Annotated in this window: 18 protein-coding genes and 2 pseudogenes; 10 read left to right on the top strand and 10 right to left on the bottom strand. The window is 39.0% G+C overall.

Annotation, left to right across the window (positions count from 1 at the left end; translation table 11 throughout):
- Nucleotides 1-33: 33 nt before the first annotated feature.
- Entirely contained in the window at nucleotides 34-513 is a 480-nt protein-coding gene (locus C5471_RS16785; protein ID WP_133814308.1) for an Hcp family type VI secretion system effector, read from the bottom strand.
- 452 nt (nucleotides 514-965) lie between these two features.
- Between C5471_RS16785 and C5471_RS16780 the strand changes: the two genes are divergently transcribed.
- The 6 genes from C5471_RS16780 (at nucleotide 966) to C5471_RS16755 (ending at nucleotide 3,688) form a co-directional block, all read left to right on the top strand.
- Complete coding sequence (locus C5471_RS16780; RefSeq protein WP_133814309.1) at nucleotides 966-1,172, top strand: hypothetical protein; 207 nt, start codon at nucleotides 966-968, stop codon at nucleotides 1,170-1,172.
- A 43-nt stretch (nucleotides 1,173-1,215) separates the two neighbouring features.
- Nucleotides 1,216-2,085, top strand: a complete 870-nt coding sequence (locus tag C5471_RS16775; RefSeq protein WP_166296176.1) for a hypothetical protein — start codon at nucleotides 1,216-1,218, stop codon at nucleotides 2,083-2,085.
- Nucleotides 2,057-2,476: a DUF1240 domain-containing protein gene (locus C5471_RS16770; protein ID WP_133814310.1), complete on the top strand. Its 420-nt coding sequence runs from the start codon at nucleotides 2,057-2,059 to the stop codon at nucleotides 2,474-2,476. The genes C5471_RS16775 and C5471_RS16770 overlap by 29 nt, the downstream gene beginning before the upstream one ends.
- A gap of 16 nt (nucleotides 2,477-2,492) precedes the next feature.
- Complete coding sequence (locus C5471_RS16765) at nucleotides 2,493-2,894, top strand: DUF1240 domain-containing protein (protein WP_133814311.1); 402 nt, start codon at nucleotides 2,493-2,495, stop codon at nucleotides 2,892-2,894.
- Nucleotides 2,895-2,941: 47 nt separating this feature from the next.
- Nucleotides 2,942-3,343 (top strand): DUF1240 domain-containing protein, encoded by a 402-nt coding sequence (locus C5471_RS16760; RefSeq protein ID WP_133814312.1) that lies wholly within the window; start codon nucleotides 2,942-2,944, stop codon nucleotides 3,341-3,343.
- A gap of 135 nt (nucleotides 3,344-3,478) precedes the next feature.
- Nucleotides 3,479-3,688: a hypothetical protein gene (locus C5471_RS16755; protein ID WP_133814313.1), complete on the top strand. Its 210-nt coding sequence runs from the start codon at nucleotides 3,479-3,481 to the stop codon at nucleotides 3,686-3,688.
- A gap of 36 nt (nucleotides 3,689-3,724) precedes the next feature.
- On the opposite strand, the pseudogene C5471_RS16750 reads toward C5471_RS16755, so the two are convergent.
- Nucleotides 3,725-4,217 (bottom strand): annotated as a pseudogene (locus tag C5471_RS16750) (Hcp family type VI secretion system effector).
- Between the two features lie 473 nt (nucleotides 4,218-4,690).
- On the opposite strand from C5471_RS16750, the gene C5471_RS16745 reads away from it, so the two are divergent.
- From C5471_RS16745 to C5471_RS16730, 4 genes are all read left to right on the top strand, one after another.
- The gene (locus tag C5471_RS16745) at nucleotides 4,691-4,891 is read left to right on the top strand and encodes a hypothetical protein (protein WP_133814314.1); all 201 of its coding nucleotides are present in this window, start codon (nucleotides 4,691-4,693) and stop codon (nucleotides 4,889-4,891) included.
- A 151-nt stretch (nucleotides 4,892-5,042) separates the two neighbouring features.
- Entirely contained in the window at nucleotides 5,043-5,288 is a 246-nt protein-coding gene (locus C5471_RS16740; protein ID WP_133814315.1) for a hypothetical protein, read from the top strand.
- Between the two features lie 269 nt (nucleotides 5,289-5,557).
- Nucleotides 5,558-5,764: a hypothetical protein gene (locus tag C5471_RS16735; protein WP_133814316.1), complete on the top strand. Its 207-nt coding sequence runs from the start codon at nucleotides 5,558-5,560 to the stop codon at nucleotides 5,762-5,764.
- Between the two features lie 528 nt (nucleotides 5,765-6,292).
- The gene (locus tag C5471_RS16730; RefSeq protein WP_242688750.1) at nucleotides 6,293-7,213 is read left to right on the top strand and encodes a LysR family transcriptional regulator; all 921 of its coding nucleotides are present in this window, start codon (nucleotides 6,293-6,295) and stop codon (nucleotides 7,211-7,213) included.
- Nucleotides 7,214-7,290: 77 nt separating this feature from the next.
- Here the strand turns inward: C5471_RS16730 and C5471_RS16725 are convergent.
- The 8 genes and pseudogenes from C5471_RS16725 to C5471_RS16690 form a co-directional block, all read right to left on the bottom strand.
- A pseudogene (locus C5471_RS16725) lies at nucleotides 7,291-7,515 on the bottom strand (transposase); the annotation flags it as partial.
- A gap of 27 nt (nucleotides 7,516-7,542) precedes the next feature.
- Nucleotides 7,543-8,805 carry an FKBP-type peptidyl-prolyl cis-trans isomerase N-terminal domain-containing protein gene (locus tag C5471_RS16720; RefSeq protein WP_133814317.1) on the bottom strand — a complete coding sequence of 421 codons (1,263 nt, stop codon included), beginning with the start codon at nucleotides 8,803-8,805 and terminating at the stop codon, nucleotides 7,543-7,545.
- Nucleotides 8,802-9,308 (bottom strand): hypothetical protein, encoded by a 507-nt coding sequence (locus C5471_RS16715; RefSeq protein WP_166296173.1) that lies wholly within the window; start codon nucleotides 9,306-9,308, stop codon nucleotides 8,802-8,804. Before C5471_RS16715 ends, C5471_RS16720 begins: the two co-directional genes overlap by 4 nt.
- A 65-nt stretch (nucleotides 9,309-9,373) precedes the next feature.
- Nucleotides 9,374-10,213 (bottom strand): MrpH family fimbial adhesin, encoded by an 840-nt coding sequence (locus tag C5471_RS16710; RefSeq protein WP_133814319.1) that lies wholly within the window; start codon nucleotides 10,211-10,213, stop codon nucleotides 9,374-9,376.
- A gap of 12 nt (nucleotides 10,214-10,225) precedes the next feature.
- Nucleotides 10,226-10,816: a fimbrial protein gene (locus tag C5471_RS16705; protein WP_133814320.1), complete on the bottom strand. Its 591-nt coding sequence runs from the start codon at nucleotides 10,814-10,816 to the stop codon at nucleotides 10,226-10,228.
- 42 nt (nucleotides 10,817-10,858) lie between these two features.
- Entirely contained in the window at nucleotides 10,859-11,611 is a 753-nt protein-coding gene (locus C5471_RS16700; RefSeq protein WP_166296179.1) for a fimbria/pilus periplasmic chaperone, read from the bottom strand.
- A 321-nt stretch (nucleotides 11,612-11,932) separates the two neighbouring features.
- The gene (locus tag C5471_RS16695) at nucleotides 11,933-14,536 is read right to left on the bottom strand and encodes an outer membrane usher protein (RefSeq protein WP_242688749.1); all 2,604 of its coding nucleotides are present in this window, start codon (nucleotides 14,534-14,536) and stop codon (nucleotides 11,933-11,935) included.
- Nucleotides 14,536-15,102 carry a fimbrial protein gene (locus C5471_RS16690; RefSeq protein ID WP_133814321.1) on the bottom strand — a complete coding sequence of 189 codons (567 nt, stop codon included), beginning with the start codon at nucleotides 15,100-15,102 and terminating at the stop codon, nucleotides 14,536-14,538. The genes C5471_RS16695 and C5471_RS16690 overlap by 1 nt, the downstream gene beginning before the upstream one ends.
- Nucleotides 15,103-15,261: the final 159 nt, after the last annotated feature.

Genomic DNA, 15,261 nt, shown 5'->3' with positions numbered 1-15,261 from the left:
TAAGCATATATATTACATATGCTTAGCTTGTTTTCAATAAATTCTATCATCCCATATACTATAGGCTGATGTGCCTGCTGTTATGTGATTCCAGGTTATGGATCTGTATTTGAGAAGGATTTTCTCATACGGCATCATTTCATTATTATTTATCGAATTCGGGTAGGTGCAAGAAACGTCAACAATACTCGCTTCTGTTAATTTAACCTCATAAAAAAGCTCTAACTGCCCAGCGGTGTTTGTTCTATAAAAGAAGAAAACCGCATTCAGTAATTCGTTTGAAGAGATTGCCATTGCTAATAATGGCGATGATTTATCTATTGGCTTGAGGAATTGTACTGGGTGATGCTCTACATTTTGTTCGCGAGTCATCATATGACTTAAACTCAATACCTGTATTTGATCTTCGTGTCCCTTCTGGTATCGGTTTCCTATAGAGTCTAGTGTTGAACAACCGGCAGAAATTAAACCCTGTTTCTTACCATTTAGCGATAAATAAATGATATGTGACATAAATAATTACCATATGAGTTCTTTGTTTAAATAACCTAAAGCTGTATGCCTTAGGCTGTTGAAGTACAACCTTAGCATTAAAATATAAAAAAATTAATAGCTCAATACCGAATTTATTTCCTGAATGATTTTATTAACACTTTATTTACTTATTGTATGAAGTAACTTTTGTTTTAATCGTCTATCCCTATCATTTTCATTCCAGTTTCGTCAGGTTAAATCGGATCTGGATATCATGGCTTTACACTTTTATGAGATTCTTTAGGAGGTTTGAATGATAGTACCTTCGTCATGATGAAATAGGCACTTTAAAATTTTTTCTCTTAGAAGCTCTACTATTTATATATAGCTTTACTATTACATCGTCGATATGATTATTGAGTGATCAATGTGGCTATTTTTTATATAATGGTGCTATACTCGAATTTTCAATTGTTAATGGGTTTAGCCGTATGGACGATAGAGATAGACAACAGTTATTACAACAGCTCACGGATGTATTAGTGAATAGTCCGTTAATTCCAGAGGAAAAATTGGCAATGATGATGATGCTATGTTTTCGGTTGTTGTCGTCAACTCAAGCCAGTGCGATCGATATGAAGGTTTCAGATGGTAGTATTCTTTCGCTGAAATTGGAAACGCCGCCTGTTAAACATTAATGTGACGACTGTTGATGTTGAGAATATTAGAGGAAATTTCACGATGACATATAAAAAATACAACCCCTCTTGGGAAGGTTATATAGGGGATTTCCTAAGAGGTAATGTTGGGGATAACCAATTAAAACCCCAGCATGAGTTCTTTGATGCTATTGGTCTTGAAGAGCAGTTAAGAGAGAACACAACGTATATTGCACTGCTATCATTAGAAGAAGCGAAAGGTGTTTTAGAGGATATTGATTCTCCAAAACCCAAAAGTCCATTGATGAAGAAAATGTTTTCAGTTGCTGATCCAATATCATCCTATGCAGGTAATATACGTGATGCTTTTGACTTTACAAATGTAGTAAGAGAATTTAAAAGATTAGGAATTAAAGCCACAGAGTATGTTGGCAAGAATGGTGAAAAATATATTAAAATTTCAGGTTATGCCGGGGTTAGAAAGTTTATTACTGCGTCAAGATATGGTGCTTCTAACATGAAGATGATATCCATGGGGATAGGGCAGCAGGGAATAAATAGTGGAATAGTTAAAGGAATGAAATTCTGTATATTATTTTCTGTAGCTTATAGAGCTGTTGAATATATCTTTAAGGACGAATACACGCTGGCTGATTTTTTAGGTAATATTGCTGTAGACTTGGCTAAGACAGCAGTAGCTGCCTTTGCTTCTTGGGCTACGGGTGCTATTATTTCATCCGTTTTTGTGGCCGGTGCCAGTATCATCGCCGTAGCTGGTATAATTATTACGGTTGGTTTAGTTGTTACTGTAGTGTTAAATTATATGGATGATAGGTATGGAATAAGTAAGAAGGTTATTGAGTTAATAAAAGAAGCTTATAATAGAGAAAGAACCCCTGTAGCTGATCTAAATAAATTTCTTTATGACTGGGGAAAATATAGTCGTGAATAATAAAAGGAAACTTCATATTATTCTGGCAGTTTTCATGTTGCTTATAATGTTTTTTTGTATGTTTGTTGTCTGTGAAAGTTTTCTTTCATTGATGACAATAGCTGATAAAATCACATTTTCAGGAAAAATAGTAATTGGGTTTTTTGCCTTCCCATTAGTTTCTTATGCTTTAATTTTTTCTATTTATTTTAATTTAACCGATCGTATTCCAAAGTATCATGACGTCTATATGAAGTATTTTTGTATGATAGCTATTGTTGCAGTTTTTTTGAGTTTTCCTGTCTCTTTCTATGTGGACTATAAACTTAAGAGTGATAGCTATTTGGTATGTGAAAGAATATCTTGGATATCCGATAATATCTATGTAAAAGACATTAAACTATGTAATTAATATGCGAGATAGGGTTGTGGATAATAAAAGAAAAATAATGAATGTTATTGGGGCGATTTTTATATTGTTTTTGATGTCTTTGGGGGTGTTTGTTGTTGTTGATAGTTTTTTTTCATTGATGACAATGGCTGAGATAATATTTTTTTCTAATGGGATGATAATTGCATTTTTTTTCTTCCCATTGGTTTTCTATTTCTTGAGCTTTATTATTTATTTTAATTTGACGGCTCGTATTCCAAAGTATCACGATACTTGTGTTAATTATCTTGGTATGATAGCTATTGTTGCATTTTTCTTAAGTTTCCCTACATCTTTTTATGTGAACTACAAACTGAAAAGTGGAAATTATTTGATATGCCCGAAGATATCATGGTCATCACCGAATAAATATGTAAAAGATATTAAACTCTGTAATTGATGTTATTGTGTTTAATTTCAATTGATTTATTCATAACTGAGGGGATTATGGAAAATAAAAGAAAGATTATTCATATAACAATCGCCGTTAATATTCTTATTTTAGCGTCATTCACTTTCTTTTTGACAGGAGAGAATTTAATTTCTTTAGTTAAAATGAATGATGAAATAACATTTTCAAGTAGTGTTTTTATGATATTTTTTTCCTTTCCTTTTGTTTCATATTATATGTTTTTAGTTGTTTTTGTTAATATAACTGGTCGTTATCCTAAACATCATGATAGCCTTAATAAATATTTTGGTTCGATAGCCATTATTTCATTTTTTTTAAGCTTTCCCACATCTTTATATGTGAGTTATAAATTAAAGAACAATCATTATTTGGTATGTGAAAGAATATCCTGGATGTCGCCTAATACCTATGTAAAAGACATTAAATTATGTAATTAATATGAGTCGTATAGAGAGATTTTGGAACATGGATTTATAGTCATCCTGTTTTTGTGCTTGAATCTATCGGGGTAAAAATAGTGAATATGCGATTGTTCCTACAATTATTAAACTAATTAATATATGAGTGCGGATATGAGTAAGAAACTTTTTAGCAAAGAGTGGTTCAAAGAGCTTTTTTTTATATGGCTTAAAGATCTTTTGTGGGAGGTCATTCCTTTTGGGATTATTGTCATTTGGGCATTTGTAGCTAATATCTTTTTTCCAGACATATGGTTTAGTTTAACCTTGGTTGGTATTCTTGTTGTTTTTATTGCTATGTGGTTTATTAGTAAACGTTGTTAAGCATATATCTTTATATATGCTTAACTTAGTTTGTGATTAATAGATTCTATCATCCCATATACTATAGGCTGATGTGCCTGCTGTTACGTGATTCCAGGTTATGGATCTGTATTTGAGAAGGACTTTCTCATACGGCATCATTTATCGAATGCGGATAGGTGCAAGAAACGTCAACGATACTCGTTTCTGTTAATTTAACCTCATGAAAAAGCTCTAATTGTCCAGCAGGGTTTATTCTATAAAAGAAGAAAACCGCATTCAGTAATTCGTTTGAAGAGATTGCCATTGATAATAATGGAGATGATTTATCTATTGGCTTAATGAACTGCAATGGGTGATGCTCTACATTTCGCACGCGAGTTATCATGTGATTTAAACTCAACACCTATATTTGATCTTCGTACCCCTTTTGATATCGGTTTCCTATAGAGTCCAGAGTTGAACAACCAGCAGAAATTAAACCTTGTTTCTTACCATTTAACGACAAATAAATGATGTTGCACTTATCATGTGAATCCGCCTGTGACATAAACAACTACCATATGAGTTCTTTGCTTAAATTACCTAAGCTGTGTACTTAGGCGGTGGAAGTGTAACCTTAACATTAAAATATAAAAAATTAATAGTTCAATATCGAATTTTTCCCTAAATAATTTATAACAATTTATTTATTTGTTAGAAGGAGTCGTTTTGTTTGTAGAAGATATTTGGGAAAATAGGATTTAAAGTATTTGTATAATTACCATTTTTATACTTACATATTCATTCCCGTCTTTCCAGGTAAAATCAGATTTGGGTGTAGGGGCTTTGCCCTGTTACTTACTCTGGTTTTAAGTATTATAAAAGCCTGCATCTTTAAGGAGCTTGAATTATAGTGCTATCTTGAACATCATTAAAGGAATGTAGCCCTTGTTCAATGTTTTGCTATTGTATAATTGATCTATCTATTTTTTATACATCAGTGTTATACTCGAATTTTCAATCATTAATGGGGTTAGCCGTATGGACGATAGAGCGCAGTTATTACAACAACTCAATGATGCATTAGAGAATAGTCTGTTAGTTTCAGAGGAGAAACTGGCATTGGTGATGATGCTATGTTTTCAGCTGTTGTCGTCAATTGAAGCTAATCTGATTAATATGAGAGTTTCGGATGGTCATATTCTTTCACTTAAACTAGAAACTCCATCCGTTAAACACTAGTGTGGCACTTTTTGACTAATTCATTTTTTAGGGAGATAAAAAATGGCAAAGGTATTTATATTTTAACCTGTATTGTCAAAGGGTGTTAGCCTTATTGGGAAAAAGTGTAGCGAAGATGATATTGTTTCTGAGATTATTGGAATAATTAATCATGAATAAAGTAAAAAAAATTTTTAGCCGAGAGTGGTTTAGGGATCTTTTTTTAATATGGTTTAAGGATCTTTTGTGGTCAACTATACCTGTAATAATTATTTTTGTTTGGTCAATGATGGCTGTAGTCTTTTTTCCAGATATATGGGGATGGTTAGCATTGTTTGGTGTTATTATTGTTTTTATTTGTCTTTTTATTTTTTCATATATAAGTGAGAAACGTATAAATGATAAGCGTAAAAGCTAAGCATGTAAATAACGTTTCATAATTCTGCTACACATGGCCTTCTTCAACCCATTGTTATACATATAATTATGAGTGGTATAAGATGTAGCACCATTTTGGAATCTTATTTATATGCTTAGCTTTGGCTTATTTTTAATAAATTCTATCATCCTATATACTATATGGCTGATGTGCCTGCTGTTATGTGATCCTAGGATATAGATTTGTATTTTTTAAGGACTTTTTCATGCTGTATCATTTTATTATTGTTTATCGAGTGCGATTAGTATATGAGTAAAAAATTTTTTAGTAAGGAATGGTTTAAGGATCTTTTTTTAATATGGTTTAAGGATTTCTTGTGGGAGGTCATTCCTTTTGGGATTATTGTCATTTGGGCATTTGTAGCTAATATCTTTTTTCCAGACATATGGTTTAGTTTAACCTTGGTTGGTATTCTTGTTATTTTTTTTGCTATGTGGTTTATTGGTAAATATTGATAATTATATTTTTTAAATTTCCATTTTATAATGAACATTCTGTTTTAGATTGGCTTGATTGTGTGTTAAATATATATTTTCATTGTTTTTTATATATGAAATTAAATTTTTCCATTTGAATGTTATATTTATCATATTGAAAATTAATGATTTTAATTTATATCTTTTAATTTGGCTAATGCTAATTATTTTACCGAAATAATTGATTTTTTATATTTTAGCAATAACGATTTTTGAAAAAAACCTTTATCTTGTTATAGCTAGAAATACATATTGCATAATTCAGAAAAGTTGATATGGGAATACCCATAAAAATTGGCGTATCTATTATCTTCTAACTGACTTTATTTAGTTTTATTATTTACCTATTCATCTAGAGAACACGAGTAAGTTATTGTTAAAAGTATCGTTATATATATTGCCAATGTTTTTATCATAAATTAATTGATCATTTTATAGTTGTTGTTTACTCTCTATTTAATTAATTAAAGTTATAGAGATTTAGTTTATTACTGAAATAGTAACGCAATGAAAGCACTTAAAATAAACCTGAATGGTGAAAGTATGGATATGCGTAATCTCAAGGCTTTTATCGTCTTAGCTGAAACACTTAATTATCATAAGGCTTCTCAAATACTACATATTTCGCAACCTGCATTGACCAAGAAAATTAATGCACTGGAAGCTTTATTTGGTGCTCTTCTGTTTTCCAGAGGACCACATGGTACAAGGTTGACTGATTTCGGCAAAAAAACACTTGAGAATGCGCAGAAATTACTGGGTCATTTTGAGCAATTTAAGATTCAGGTTCACCATGATTTGCAAGACGACGCCCCACATTATCTTTATGCCAGCTCCTGTTTCCCGATTTATGATTCCAGGAAAATGGAAGAACAGTTTTTCTTAAGTAGACAGGAGAAAGTTACGTTAGTGCTAATTACAGGTTTGCCATTTGAGCAGCAAATGAGTCTGTTAAACTCTGGTTTATTACATATCGCCATTGTTCCTATGCCATTAATTTCATCACTTACGCCGAAAAAGATTTTTACTGAGAAACTTGTTTGTCTTTTTAAAAAAGGCAGTGATTGGGGTCAGAGCTTAACAGAATTAAATGCTAAAATAGCATCATTGCATCAGCTTATTAATGAAAATGATATATCGATTGATTCTACCAATGGTATCAACGCATTTTCTATTTATAATAATAGTATGAATTTAATGTTAAGAACTAATGATATTATGGTCATGATTGAGCTGATCATTAAACGCAATGGTGTTTCTTTAGTGCCGGAAAAAATTATTCATTCAATTCCATCACAATATCTGGATTCATTAGAGATGTTGAAAACCGAGATGGAGATTGATTTTGGTATCTTATGGAGTCCTGTTATCGATTATGAGTTGGTAGGTGAGGCGGAATTATTCTCTTCATTGATTGATAATATGTGAATGGAAAATTATAGTGTAGGGTAGATTCACATAATAAGCTAACCACCATAATTACTATGATACAAGTGCAACCATCGTTAATCTGGAAGTAAACATGTTTGTATTCCCTTAAATAGTTCGTTCGGTGTTTTCCCTCCTCGCATTTTTCTGGGGCAATTATTTAATCGGTTTACCACAAATTTTATTTCCTGATCAGCGACTTCATTAAAATCGGTTCCCTTTGGAAAGTCTTGTCTGATTAACCCATTGATATTCTCATTGATTCCTCTTTTCCAAGGCGAGTAAGGGTGAGGAAAGTGAATTTAATGGTGGGCCATAATGGTTTATTTTCACTGGGGTTTAATCCCCTTTAGGTGATAGACCAAGACAGTAAATGGGGTTACCCCTTTCGGCATCGGTAAGTTGCCATACACGACCTTAGCTAAAGCATAAGCATCAACTTCTGCCTCTTCGCCTAACAATGGAAGCGCCTCACGCACTACGGCTGGTATATCATCGTCAGCGGTAAGTGTCAGTGTCGGAATAGCGCTTAAAGTGGCGCCATCAACAATCTGCTCAGACAAAGCTAGCGAAACCGGTGCATCCTGATCCTTAATAGGGTGACCTTTCTTGACCACAAAGTACACCAAGCCATTGACTTTCTTTGCTGGCTTGCGTCCGGCAGTTTTCTCCGCAATCAGAGCTTCTCCCATCTTAACCTTGGCATTTACCTGTTTTTGTAATTGCTCCGCAAAGGCCAGGTAGTATTTATCCATATCACTGCGTTTAAGCTGCATGCGATTGCGTAATCCATCAGTTAATCCGGCAGTCACTCGAACAGGATCCAGAGATAACCCACTTTCTGCATAACTCGCCAGTGTCTCTTTTAGCCCCGAGGCCATCGCTTGGCCCACGACATAGTCACGCTTACGGTTATTGCTATCGAGCGGTACACTCACGGATTTACTGGCTTTTACCGCTCGATCATTGGCTTGCACTAGTTGATAACGAGTAGAAACCAATGCCGCCTCTAACTGCATTCGGGCAATGTTAGCTTCTCTGAACTGTTTACGTACGGCCTCCAACTGCGTTTGTGCTTCTTTGAACTGATGCTGCGTAGCCGTCAGCAGGGTCTGATGATCACTTAACTGTTTTTGTAACGTATCCTTTTGCTTCTGCACTTCTACCCTGACTGATTGATGGTCAGATAGCTGCTTACGGCTCTTCTCCAGTTCAGTCTGGGAAGACTTCAACTCTGCAATACTATCGGTAAGTTGTCTCTTAAGCTTACGATTCTCTGCACGCAATACTTTACGGGCTGCTGCTTCGCTACCACCGGACGAGGCCCCCATACCAACAAGAATGGATGTTCCAACTGTATGTTTTGATGCACTTCTGTTTGAAGATGACTCACCAGATTTGGACTGTTGCGCCATTAGGGTACTCAGACCATAATCAGAATTACTGGCGCTTTCCATCAAGCTATCCACCGAGGGCGTACCGCCAGGAGGTGTATAGTTTCCACTTTCTGCCGCACTTACAATATCAACCGTTCCCAAAAAACCAATTAATAACCAGGCACAGCGATGAAAATGCATTCGTATACAGCTCATTGTGCATCTACCTGATTAATTAATGCCAATGATAAGTCGTTTTTTATACGATAACACAAACTGGTAAGGGCATATTGATACTTAGGACGTACCAAATCATTGATATCTTCACTGATTCCGTTAGCCACCGCCAAATATTGACTACCAGTACGGGCAATGCGATCAAACTCGGCTTTGTAGCGTGTGTATTTAGCGCCGCTGAACTGCTTCAACGCCTCCAACTCGCGAGTACACTGCGCCAGTTTGCCGGAATTGTTGTCAGCCGAGGGCTGCATAGTGCCGACAAAACGACAATCACCGCCTCCAGATACAGAGGGGAATGAAGAATGAACCAGTGTTTTATATGTTGACGATACTTTTATTTTACTTGATGTCGGAACTCTCTTCGGTGTGAGCTCTTGAGCACACCCTGTTAAAAGAAATGCGGCTGCTAATAGTAGGTGGAAATAACAACCATAAGATACAATACAGTACCCTATCATTTTCCGAACTTGTAACATCACACATATACGTTTAAGAACAAACAAGTTATTCACCTTATTACTCCCCAGTATCATTAGCATCAAAACTAATTAAAAGCCATAATCACAATAACATCTCCCCAATAGGCACCTGCATCAACTTTACCCAATGATTGAAGTTTGGATGAAAAAGAAAATGAATAGGGATTATTTCCACTTACCGTTATTGGAACACCATTCCAAGCATTTGAGCCATTGATATCCACATCGGAGTAAAGCGTTTTTTTAGGATCTAGATAAATAAACTTTTCACCAGTTGAAGATTTCGCATATAAAGTCAGGTCAGCAGATAACGTGCACTGCACATTTCCGGTTATTGTTTTTTTATTCCCATTGAGATTCTTTTGCCCTAAATTGCCATGATCAATTACAGATGGCAAAGAAAGACTGCAAGATTGCTTGACTGATGGCACCTTGCCACAAACACTACCAGGCCACTGCTGTGCATCTGAATCACCTATAGTAGGTTGGTGTCGAATATAAAACAATCCTACACAATCTGCTTCAGAGGATCGCAAAAGGAAATCTGATTGATATGGTAACGGAAATTTTTTTTTGTACTCCTCGGCTACCTTCTTCCTGGTCTCATATTTAGAGATTTCAATACAATGATGCCCCAGCTCACAGCTACCATACATCCCCGGGTTTACAGGGGCACTGCGATATTTCACATCTGGACCAACATAACAAAACATAGACTCGTAACATGGGTTTCGGTCGGTATCATTTTCCTCCCAGTCAACTAGTTGTAGAACTACACGAGTGTCATTAGTGTTTGGATCGCTTTCGTACATATCAATAGGCATAACAAAGGCCCCTGCATTTGCCTCTATAAATGGAACACCTGTCAATGTCATGAAAAAAACAAGATAGAAAAAGCCCCTCATATTTCCTCCATTTCACTCATAGTCCAACATAAACGTCGAAATAGCCGAGAACCTACCAAATACTATTGAGTGATTTTTGATAGCGGAAGGCTCCGCTTGAACATAGGCTTTAAAGTCCAGCGTGGCATTGCCATTATTTAAACTATATTTTTTAACAGTCTTGTTTATCAAAATAGGTTCTCCAGCCAGAGACTCTATTCCAACTGCTGCTCCTGATGTTTGACTTCCCGGCTGAAAAGCCAAAAGTCCAGGAAACTCTTTATCTTCCTTACCTAGAAATTTTATATTCACCTCCCGAGCTCTTGTCACATCACAGTTTATGAGGTGAATTGAAAACGCTTTACTATGACTACGTTCATTTTGATAAAGGTGTTTTCCGAACACTGTATCGAAGTCCACGGTAATTGCATCATCTCCAGGCTGGATATTACAAGCTTCTCTAAGCACATTAACTTTTATACGAACAATGGATTCATATTTATTCGCATTACACACTGAGCTTATCGAAAGCAAGAGTAACAACGCTTTTAGAACATGTAATCGGTTACGCCGACACAAGGACGGTATCAGTCCATCTCGATCTGGCTTTAGGATGGTGTTCATACATGCCTCCTTTACTGAGTTATCCCAATTTCAGCAAATATCTCAATCGGATTTACTGCTTTTCACGGTACAAGTTCTACCACTACAACCAAATACTAATTTTGGCCGACCACCGAAATCATTGATGAAAATCAGTACAGGGCTGTTACCCATTGCTGACGCGCTACCCCCCAACACAGCACTACCTTTTGGTGGGATCATCATCGGATTAAAACCGGATACTGTTGCCCCATTTAGGCTGGACGATGCTGATGCGATGGTCACGTAGTATGGCGTCGGATTGTTCACTACATAGCGATCCCCTTGTCGAGTCATCGTCAACTTCTCCTGATAAGGATTTTCGTAGTCCGTGCGGCCAACAGTAATAGCCTTTGGCCGATAAAACAGTTTGATACGTGTTTGCAGCGCAATCTGCAATGTGTTGGGTTTGTTGGACTTTGGCGGAATTTCCCGGAGGTTGAAATAGAACAGCGTCTCTTTATCCTGAGACAACATGTTGATGCCCTGAGTGACTTGCAACTTCACTTGGCTTTTGGCTCCCGGCTCTACTCTCTGAAGTGGCGGTAGTGCAGTCAGTGGAGTGTTAATCTTGTTGCCATGCTCGTCCTCAATCCAAGCCTGCGCAAGATAGGGCAACTCTTTATTCTGGTTACTGATACTAAGGCTCATTGATCTATCTTCCCCATTAAACACCGCGCGGGTGCGATCGAGGGCAATAGCTGCATTAGCCTGCTGAACAGCCAGAATACCGGCCAACATGACAGCAGAAGCCGCCGCGTTTTTTTTCATTGTCATACTTATGCGGTTGTACTTATCTTTAGGCAACATTTCCATTCATCCACCCCACACTTTTATTAATCTTCTGGAAAGAACCACCACCCTTGGCTGGAATCGAGTGCGAATGCGCAAATATGGTTGATATCACTGCTATACCCGTCATCTTTCAAGTTGCCTCTTTGTTGGCTGCACTCACTAGTTATCTATGCTCCCGGGGATTCGCTCCCTTGCCGTCGCGATGCATCTTGAAATCCATAGGGTATAAATCTAATCTCGCAGCACATACTTACGCGGCTTACGGTTCTCCACACCTGAATTACCCATCCAGTTTGTCTTAACTCACCTTCCATTTTCGCCGCCGATCCTCGCTACGTTACCTGTGTTGGCTGGTGTAACAACTGTCTCTACAGCGTCACTACCATCATTCCCTTTAACACGCCGACAAGGTAACAACAGATTATTCATCAAGTTGGCTAGAAGAGATTTCGGCAATGTGATGAGACACTGTATGCGACCATTCCAATGCACACTCATGTTCTCACCTGGATTAATGCCGGTTAACCACACATTTCCTTCATCGTTCACGATGCCAGTTTGCATTTCACGTTCGTTCATCACGACAGCTCCGAATGGAGGAATCGTACCGTCTGTCAACTTAATAATGGCCATCGCCTTCTCGCCGGCGATCATTCCAAACTTGCGATAACCAATAGCGCCTTCCGTTAGCGTGCCTTGTACCACCGAACGAGTTGCATCCACGTTATCCGCCAGTTGATTCACGTCCACATTAACGCTGCTGCGGTAGTAACTGTTGATATCACTCACCACCGCTTTACCAAAAATGTTGGTATGGATCACACTGCCATAACCGCGTATTGGTACACCACCAATCCCATCAGCGTCGATCATCATGCGTGTTCCCCCTATCATGTTGATACGGTGTAGCGCAGCGCCATCTGCCGTTGCCGTCATTCCCCCCTGAAGTGACAGCCCCATAGCGCTATATTCACTTCCACGGAAATTGGCATTCGCTGTCAACTTAGCTATATCCCCCTCGTGGGTGAAGTAAGCACTGCCAATACTACGCCCGCCCTGACCGTTACCGACATTAATCCGATATGCATTGTTGTCATCGATACGGTCATAGTAGCCCACAGTATTACTACTATTACGGCTAAGCTGACCGTCATAGGTTATTGTGCTATTTTCACCCCACGGTACAGCTATACTCAGATACAAACCGTCATCATTAGTATCGTTGTACTGAGTCCGATATGCCGTTAGGCTCAGGCTAATGTTTTTAAAGCGCCCGATATCGAAATAACGCGATAGTGACAGGTTATAAGTATCGTTGTTCGGACGGTCCCAGTAGGTCTGATGGCCGTAGTTCAGATAAACACTAAGCCCCATTTCCTTAAACTGTTTGTTAAACGTGATGGTATAGAACTCTTTACCTCTTCCATTATTGACACCGTAATAACGCGCTTCCAAATACTGCGACATGCTCATGAAGTTACGTTCTGAGAAACGGTAACCCGCAAATGTTATCTGGCTATCATATTCATCAAAGCGTTTAGAATAGCTAACCCGATACGAGCCTCCGTGTTTGGTATCATCATGCAGAAACTGAGCTCGCGACTGCGTCACGTCAAATGACAACGCACCAAACGCTAGCAAATCACGACCGATACCGATAGCCAGAGCGTTATAGCCCCTGGCCAGCAAAGCTCCTCCGTACAGCGACCAACCGTTGTTCACTCCCCAAGAGAATTCCCCAGTTGCAAAGCCCGGCCCCTTATTGCGATGCTTAAAGTCTGACGGCTTACCGCTGGTAATCTTGTAACGAACCATACCCGGACGTGTCAGATACGGTACATTAGCGGTATTCACTTGGAAGGTCTGTACGCTGCCATCCTGCTCCTGTACTTTCACATCCAGTTTGCCATTCACCGCAGTATTCAGATCCTGAATACTGAAAGGACCTGCTGCCACCTGAGTTTCATAAATCACACGCCCCTGCTGACTGATGGTCACCTTGGCATTGGTCTTCGCCACCCCAGTCACTTCCGGCGCATAACCACGTAAGTTCGGTGGTAGCATGTTGTCGTCTGATATCAGACTGGCTCCGATGTAACGGAAACTGTCAAACATCCCGGAGTTGAGGTAGTCTTCCCCCAACGTTAGCTTGGCACGCAAAGCGGCTATCACGCGGTAGATGTAATAGCGGTTCCACTCCCAATTTTGTTGGGTACTTCCCACCTGTCCCGTAGTATGGCTGTACTGCGTCTGCCAATCGGCCCGCAGACGCCAAGGTCCCAGGTTGGCCCCAATTGTTCCGTTACCACTCAAAGATTGCACTTGGCTGGCTGCACCTGACTGATTCGTCACCTGTGCATTGACGTTGTAGTCAAACAACATACCGGAGATTCCGTTATCCCAACGTGACGGCGGATCCCAGTTTTCCACGGTATATTCTAAGTAAGCCTGCGGCATGCTGATGTATAATGCTCCAGCCCCCAAGTCACCTCGAACTTCCATACCTTTCAGAGAAGTTATTTCTAGGCATTGGCCGTTATGCCACCAAGTAAGCTGATGGATTGCATCCGTTTTAAGCCCCAGTTGATCAACCATCTTCAGCGTCAGGCACGCCTCACTGCCTTTCGGATCATTATCAGGAGCAATAAACTGCACCGTCTGCTCGGGCAATTCGTTTTTATTCAAGCGTAATACCATCTGGTAGCTACCCTGCATAATGTAGCCAGCCTGGGAAAACTGACTTAAGTCAATACGCGCCCGATCTTTGACATCAAGAACATCCGTGTTGAATTCCACCCTGTCAGCCGCCGTTACCATCTGCACACCACAGAGAGCCAACAAGATACACAGTGCCACCGGGCAATCCCTCGCTCCACAAAGTAACGATGGCATGACTAGTCCTTTCATCAGAAATAATCCAGTTTGAAACGTATCATGGTGCGGAAAACTCCGGCGCGTAACACTTGGTGAGCTGCTATCAGACGTAAAGTATAATCCAGCCGCATTGAGCCTATTTGCAGATCCTCTACAGGCATTGGTTTGCCCGGCACGACTACCGCTCCTGTACTGTCTGATATCTGTAATCCCACACCACTCGCCTCACCATTCACGCTAAACAAGTCGTCACGAACAGCCGCACCATCAAAAGTGACTCGAAAGTGTGACCCGCCCAGACGATTCAGTAATACGGGAGTCAACAGACAATTAATCAACTGTATACTTAAAAGCCGTACCGGGCCGTGACCACTGAGGATAATTTGTCCGACCAGAATAGATGACATACCGATGGTCTGATCTTGATTGCCCAAAGCAATTGTACACGGCGTATCAATGATGGAGCCTTGCATGTTGACACGGCCATGCTCTTGGTTGATAGCCGTTGCCATAAATGACAATATCAGACTGGTTAGCACCAACAACGTCAATAGGGAAGGCAACATCTTAAAACAGGTTGGACGGCTAAGAAGAGTCATCTCGCTCTCCAGAATTCGGTTTACCAGCAAATTCATTTCCCTAATCTGTAGGGAACTCCCCTCTTTCCCGCTGTTTCCTCTGTCAGCTTGAAGACTAGGCAGCAGCGGGAAAGAGAAACAGATAGACCTTCCAACGTACAGAAAGTCTTCCTTCAACAC

Origin of the sequence: Photorhabdus tasmaniensis, assembly GCF_011189505.1 — a bacterium.
Classification (GTDB): Bacteria; Pseudomonadota; Gammaproteobacteria; order Enterobacterales; family Enterobacteriaceae; genus Photorhabdus; species Photorhabdus tasmaniensis.
The sequence above is the reverse complement of the archived record's forward strand: the minus strand, read 5'-3'. Positions and strand labels throughout refer to the sequence as shown.

Coding starts and splice junctions, on each gene's coding strand:
- C5471_RS16755 (WP_133814313.1), top strand. CDS start 3,479: ATGAGTAAGAAACTTTTTAGCAAAGAGTGGTTCAAAGAGCTTTTTTTT.
- C5471_RS16695 (WP_242688749.1), bottom strand. CDS start 14,536: ATGAAAGGACTAGTCATGCCATCGTTACTTTGTGGAGCGAGGGATTGC.
- C5471_RS16690 (WP_133814321.1), bottom strand. CDS start 15,102: ATGACTCTTCTTAGCCGTCCAACCTGTTTTAAGATGTTGCCTTCCCTA.
- C5471_RS16705 (WP_133814320.1), bottom strand. CDS start 10,816: ATGAACACCATCCTAAAGCCAGATCGAGATGGACTGATACCGTCCTTG.
- C5471_RS16780 (WP_133814309.1), top strand. CDS start 966: ATGGACGATAGAGATAGACAACAGTTATTACAACAGCTCACGGATGTA.
- C5471_RS16745 (WP_133814314.1), top strand. CDS start 4,691: ATGGACGATAGAGCGCAGTTATTACAACAACTCAATGATGCATTAGAG.
- C5471_RS16730 (WP_242688750.1), top strand. CDS start 6,293: ATGAAAGCACTTAAAATAAACCTGAATGGTGAAAGTATGGATATGCGT.
- C5471_RS16710 (WP_133814319.1), bottom strand. CDS start 10,213: ATGAGGGGCTTTTTCTATCTTGTTTTTTTCATGACATTGACAGGTGTT.
- C5471_RS16700 (WP_166296179.1), bottom strand. CDS start 11,611: ATGACAATGAAAAAAAACGCGGCGGCTTCTGCTGTCATGTTGGCCGGT.
- C5471_RS16785 (WP_133814308.1), bottom strand. CDS start 513: ATGTCACATATCATTTATTTATCGCTAAATGGTAAGAAACAGGGTTTA.
- C5471_RS16775 (WP_166296176.1), top strand. CDS start 1,216: ATGACATATAAAAAATACAACCCCTCTTGGGAAGGTTATATAGGGGAT.
- C5471_RS16770 (WP_133814310.1), top strand. CDS start 2,057: ATGACTGGGGAAAATATAGTCGTGAATAATAAAAGGAAACTTCATATT.
- C5471_RS16760 (WP_133814312.1), top strand. CDS start 2,942: ATGGAAAATAAAAGAAAGATTATTCATATAACAATCGCCGTTAATATT.
- C5471_RS16720 (WP_133814317.1), bottom strand. CDS start 8,805: ATGAGCTGTATACGAATGCATTTTCATCGCTGTGCCTGGTTATTAATT.
- C5471_RS16735 (WP_133814316.1), top strand. CDS start 5,558: ATGAGTAAAAAATTTTTTAGTAAGGAATGGTTTAAGGATCTTTTTTTA.
- C5471_RS16740 (WP_133814315.1), top strand. CDS start 5,043: ATGAATAAAGTAAAAAAAATTTTTAGCCGAGAGTGGTTTAGGGATCTT.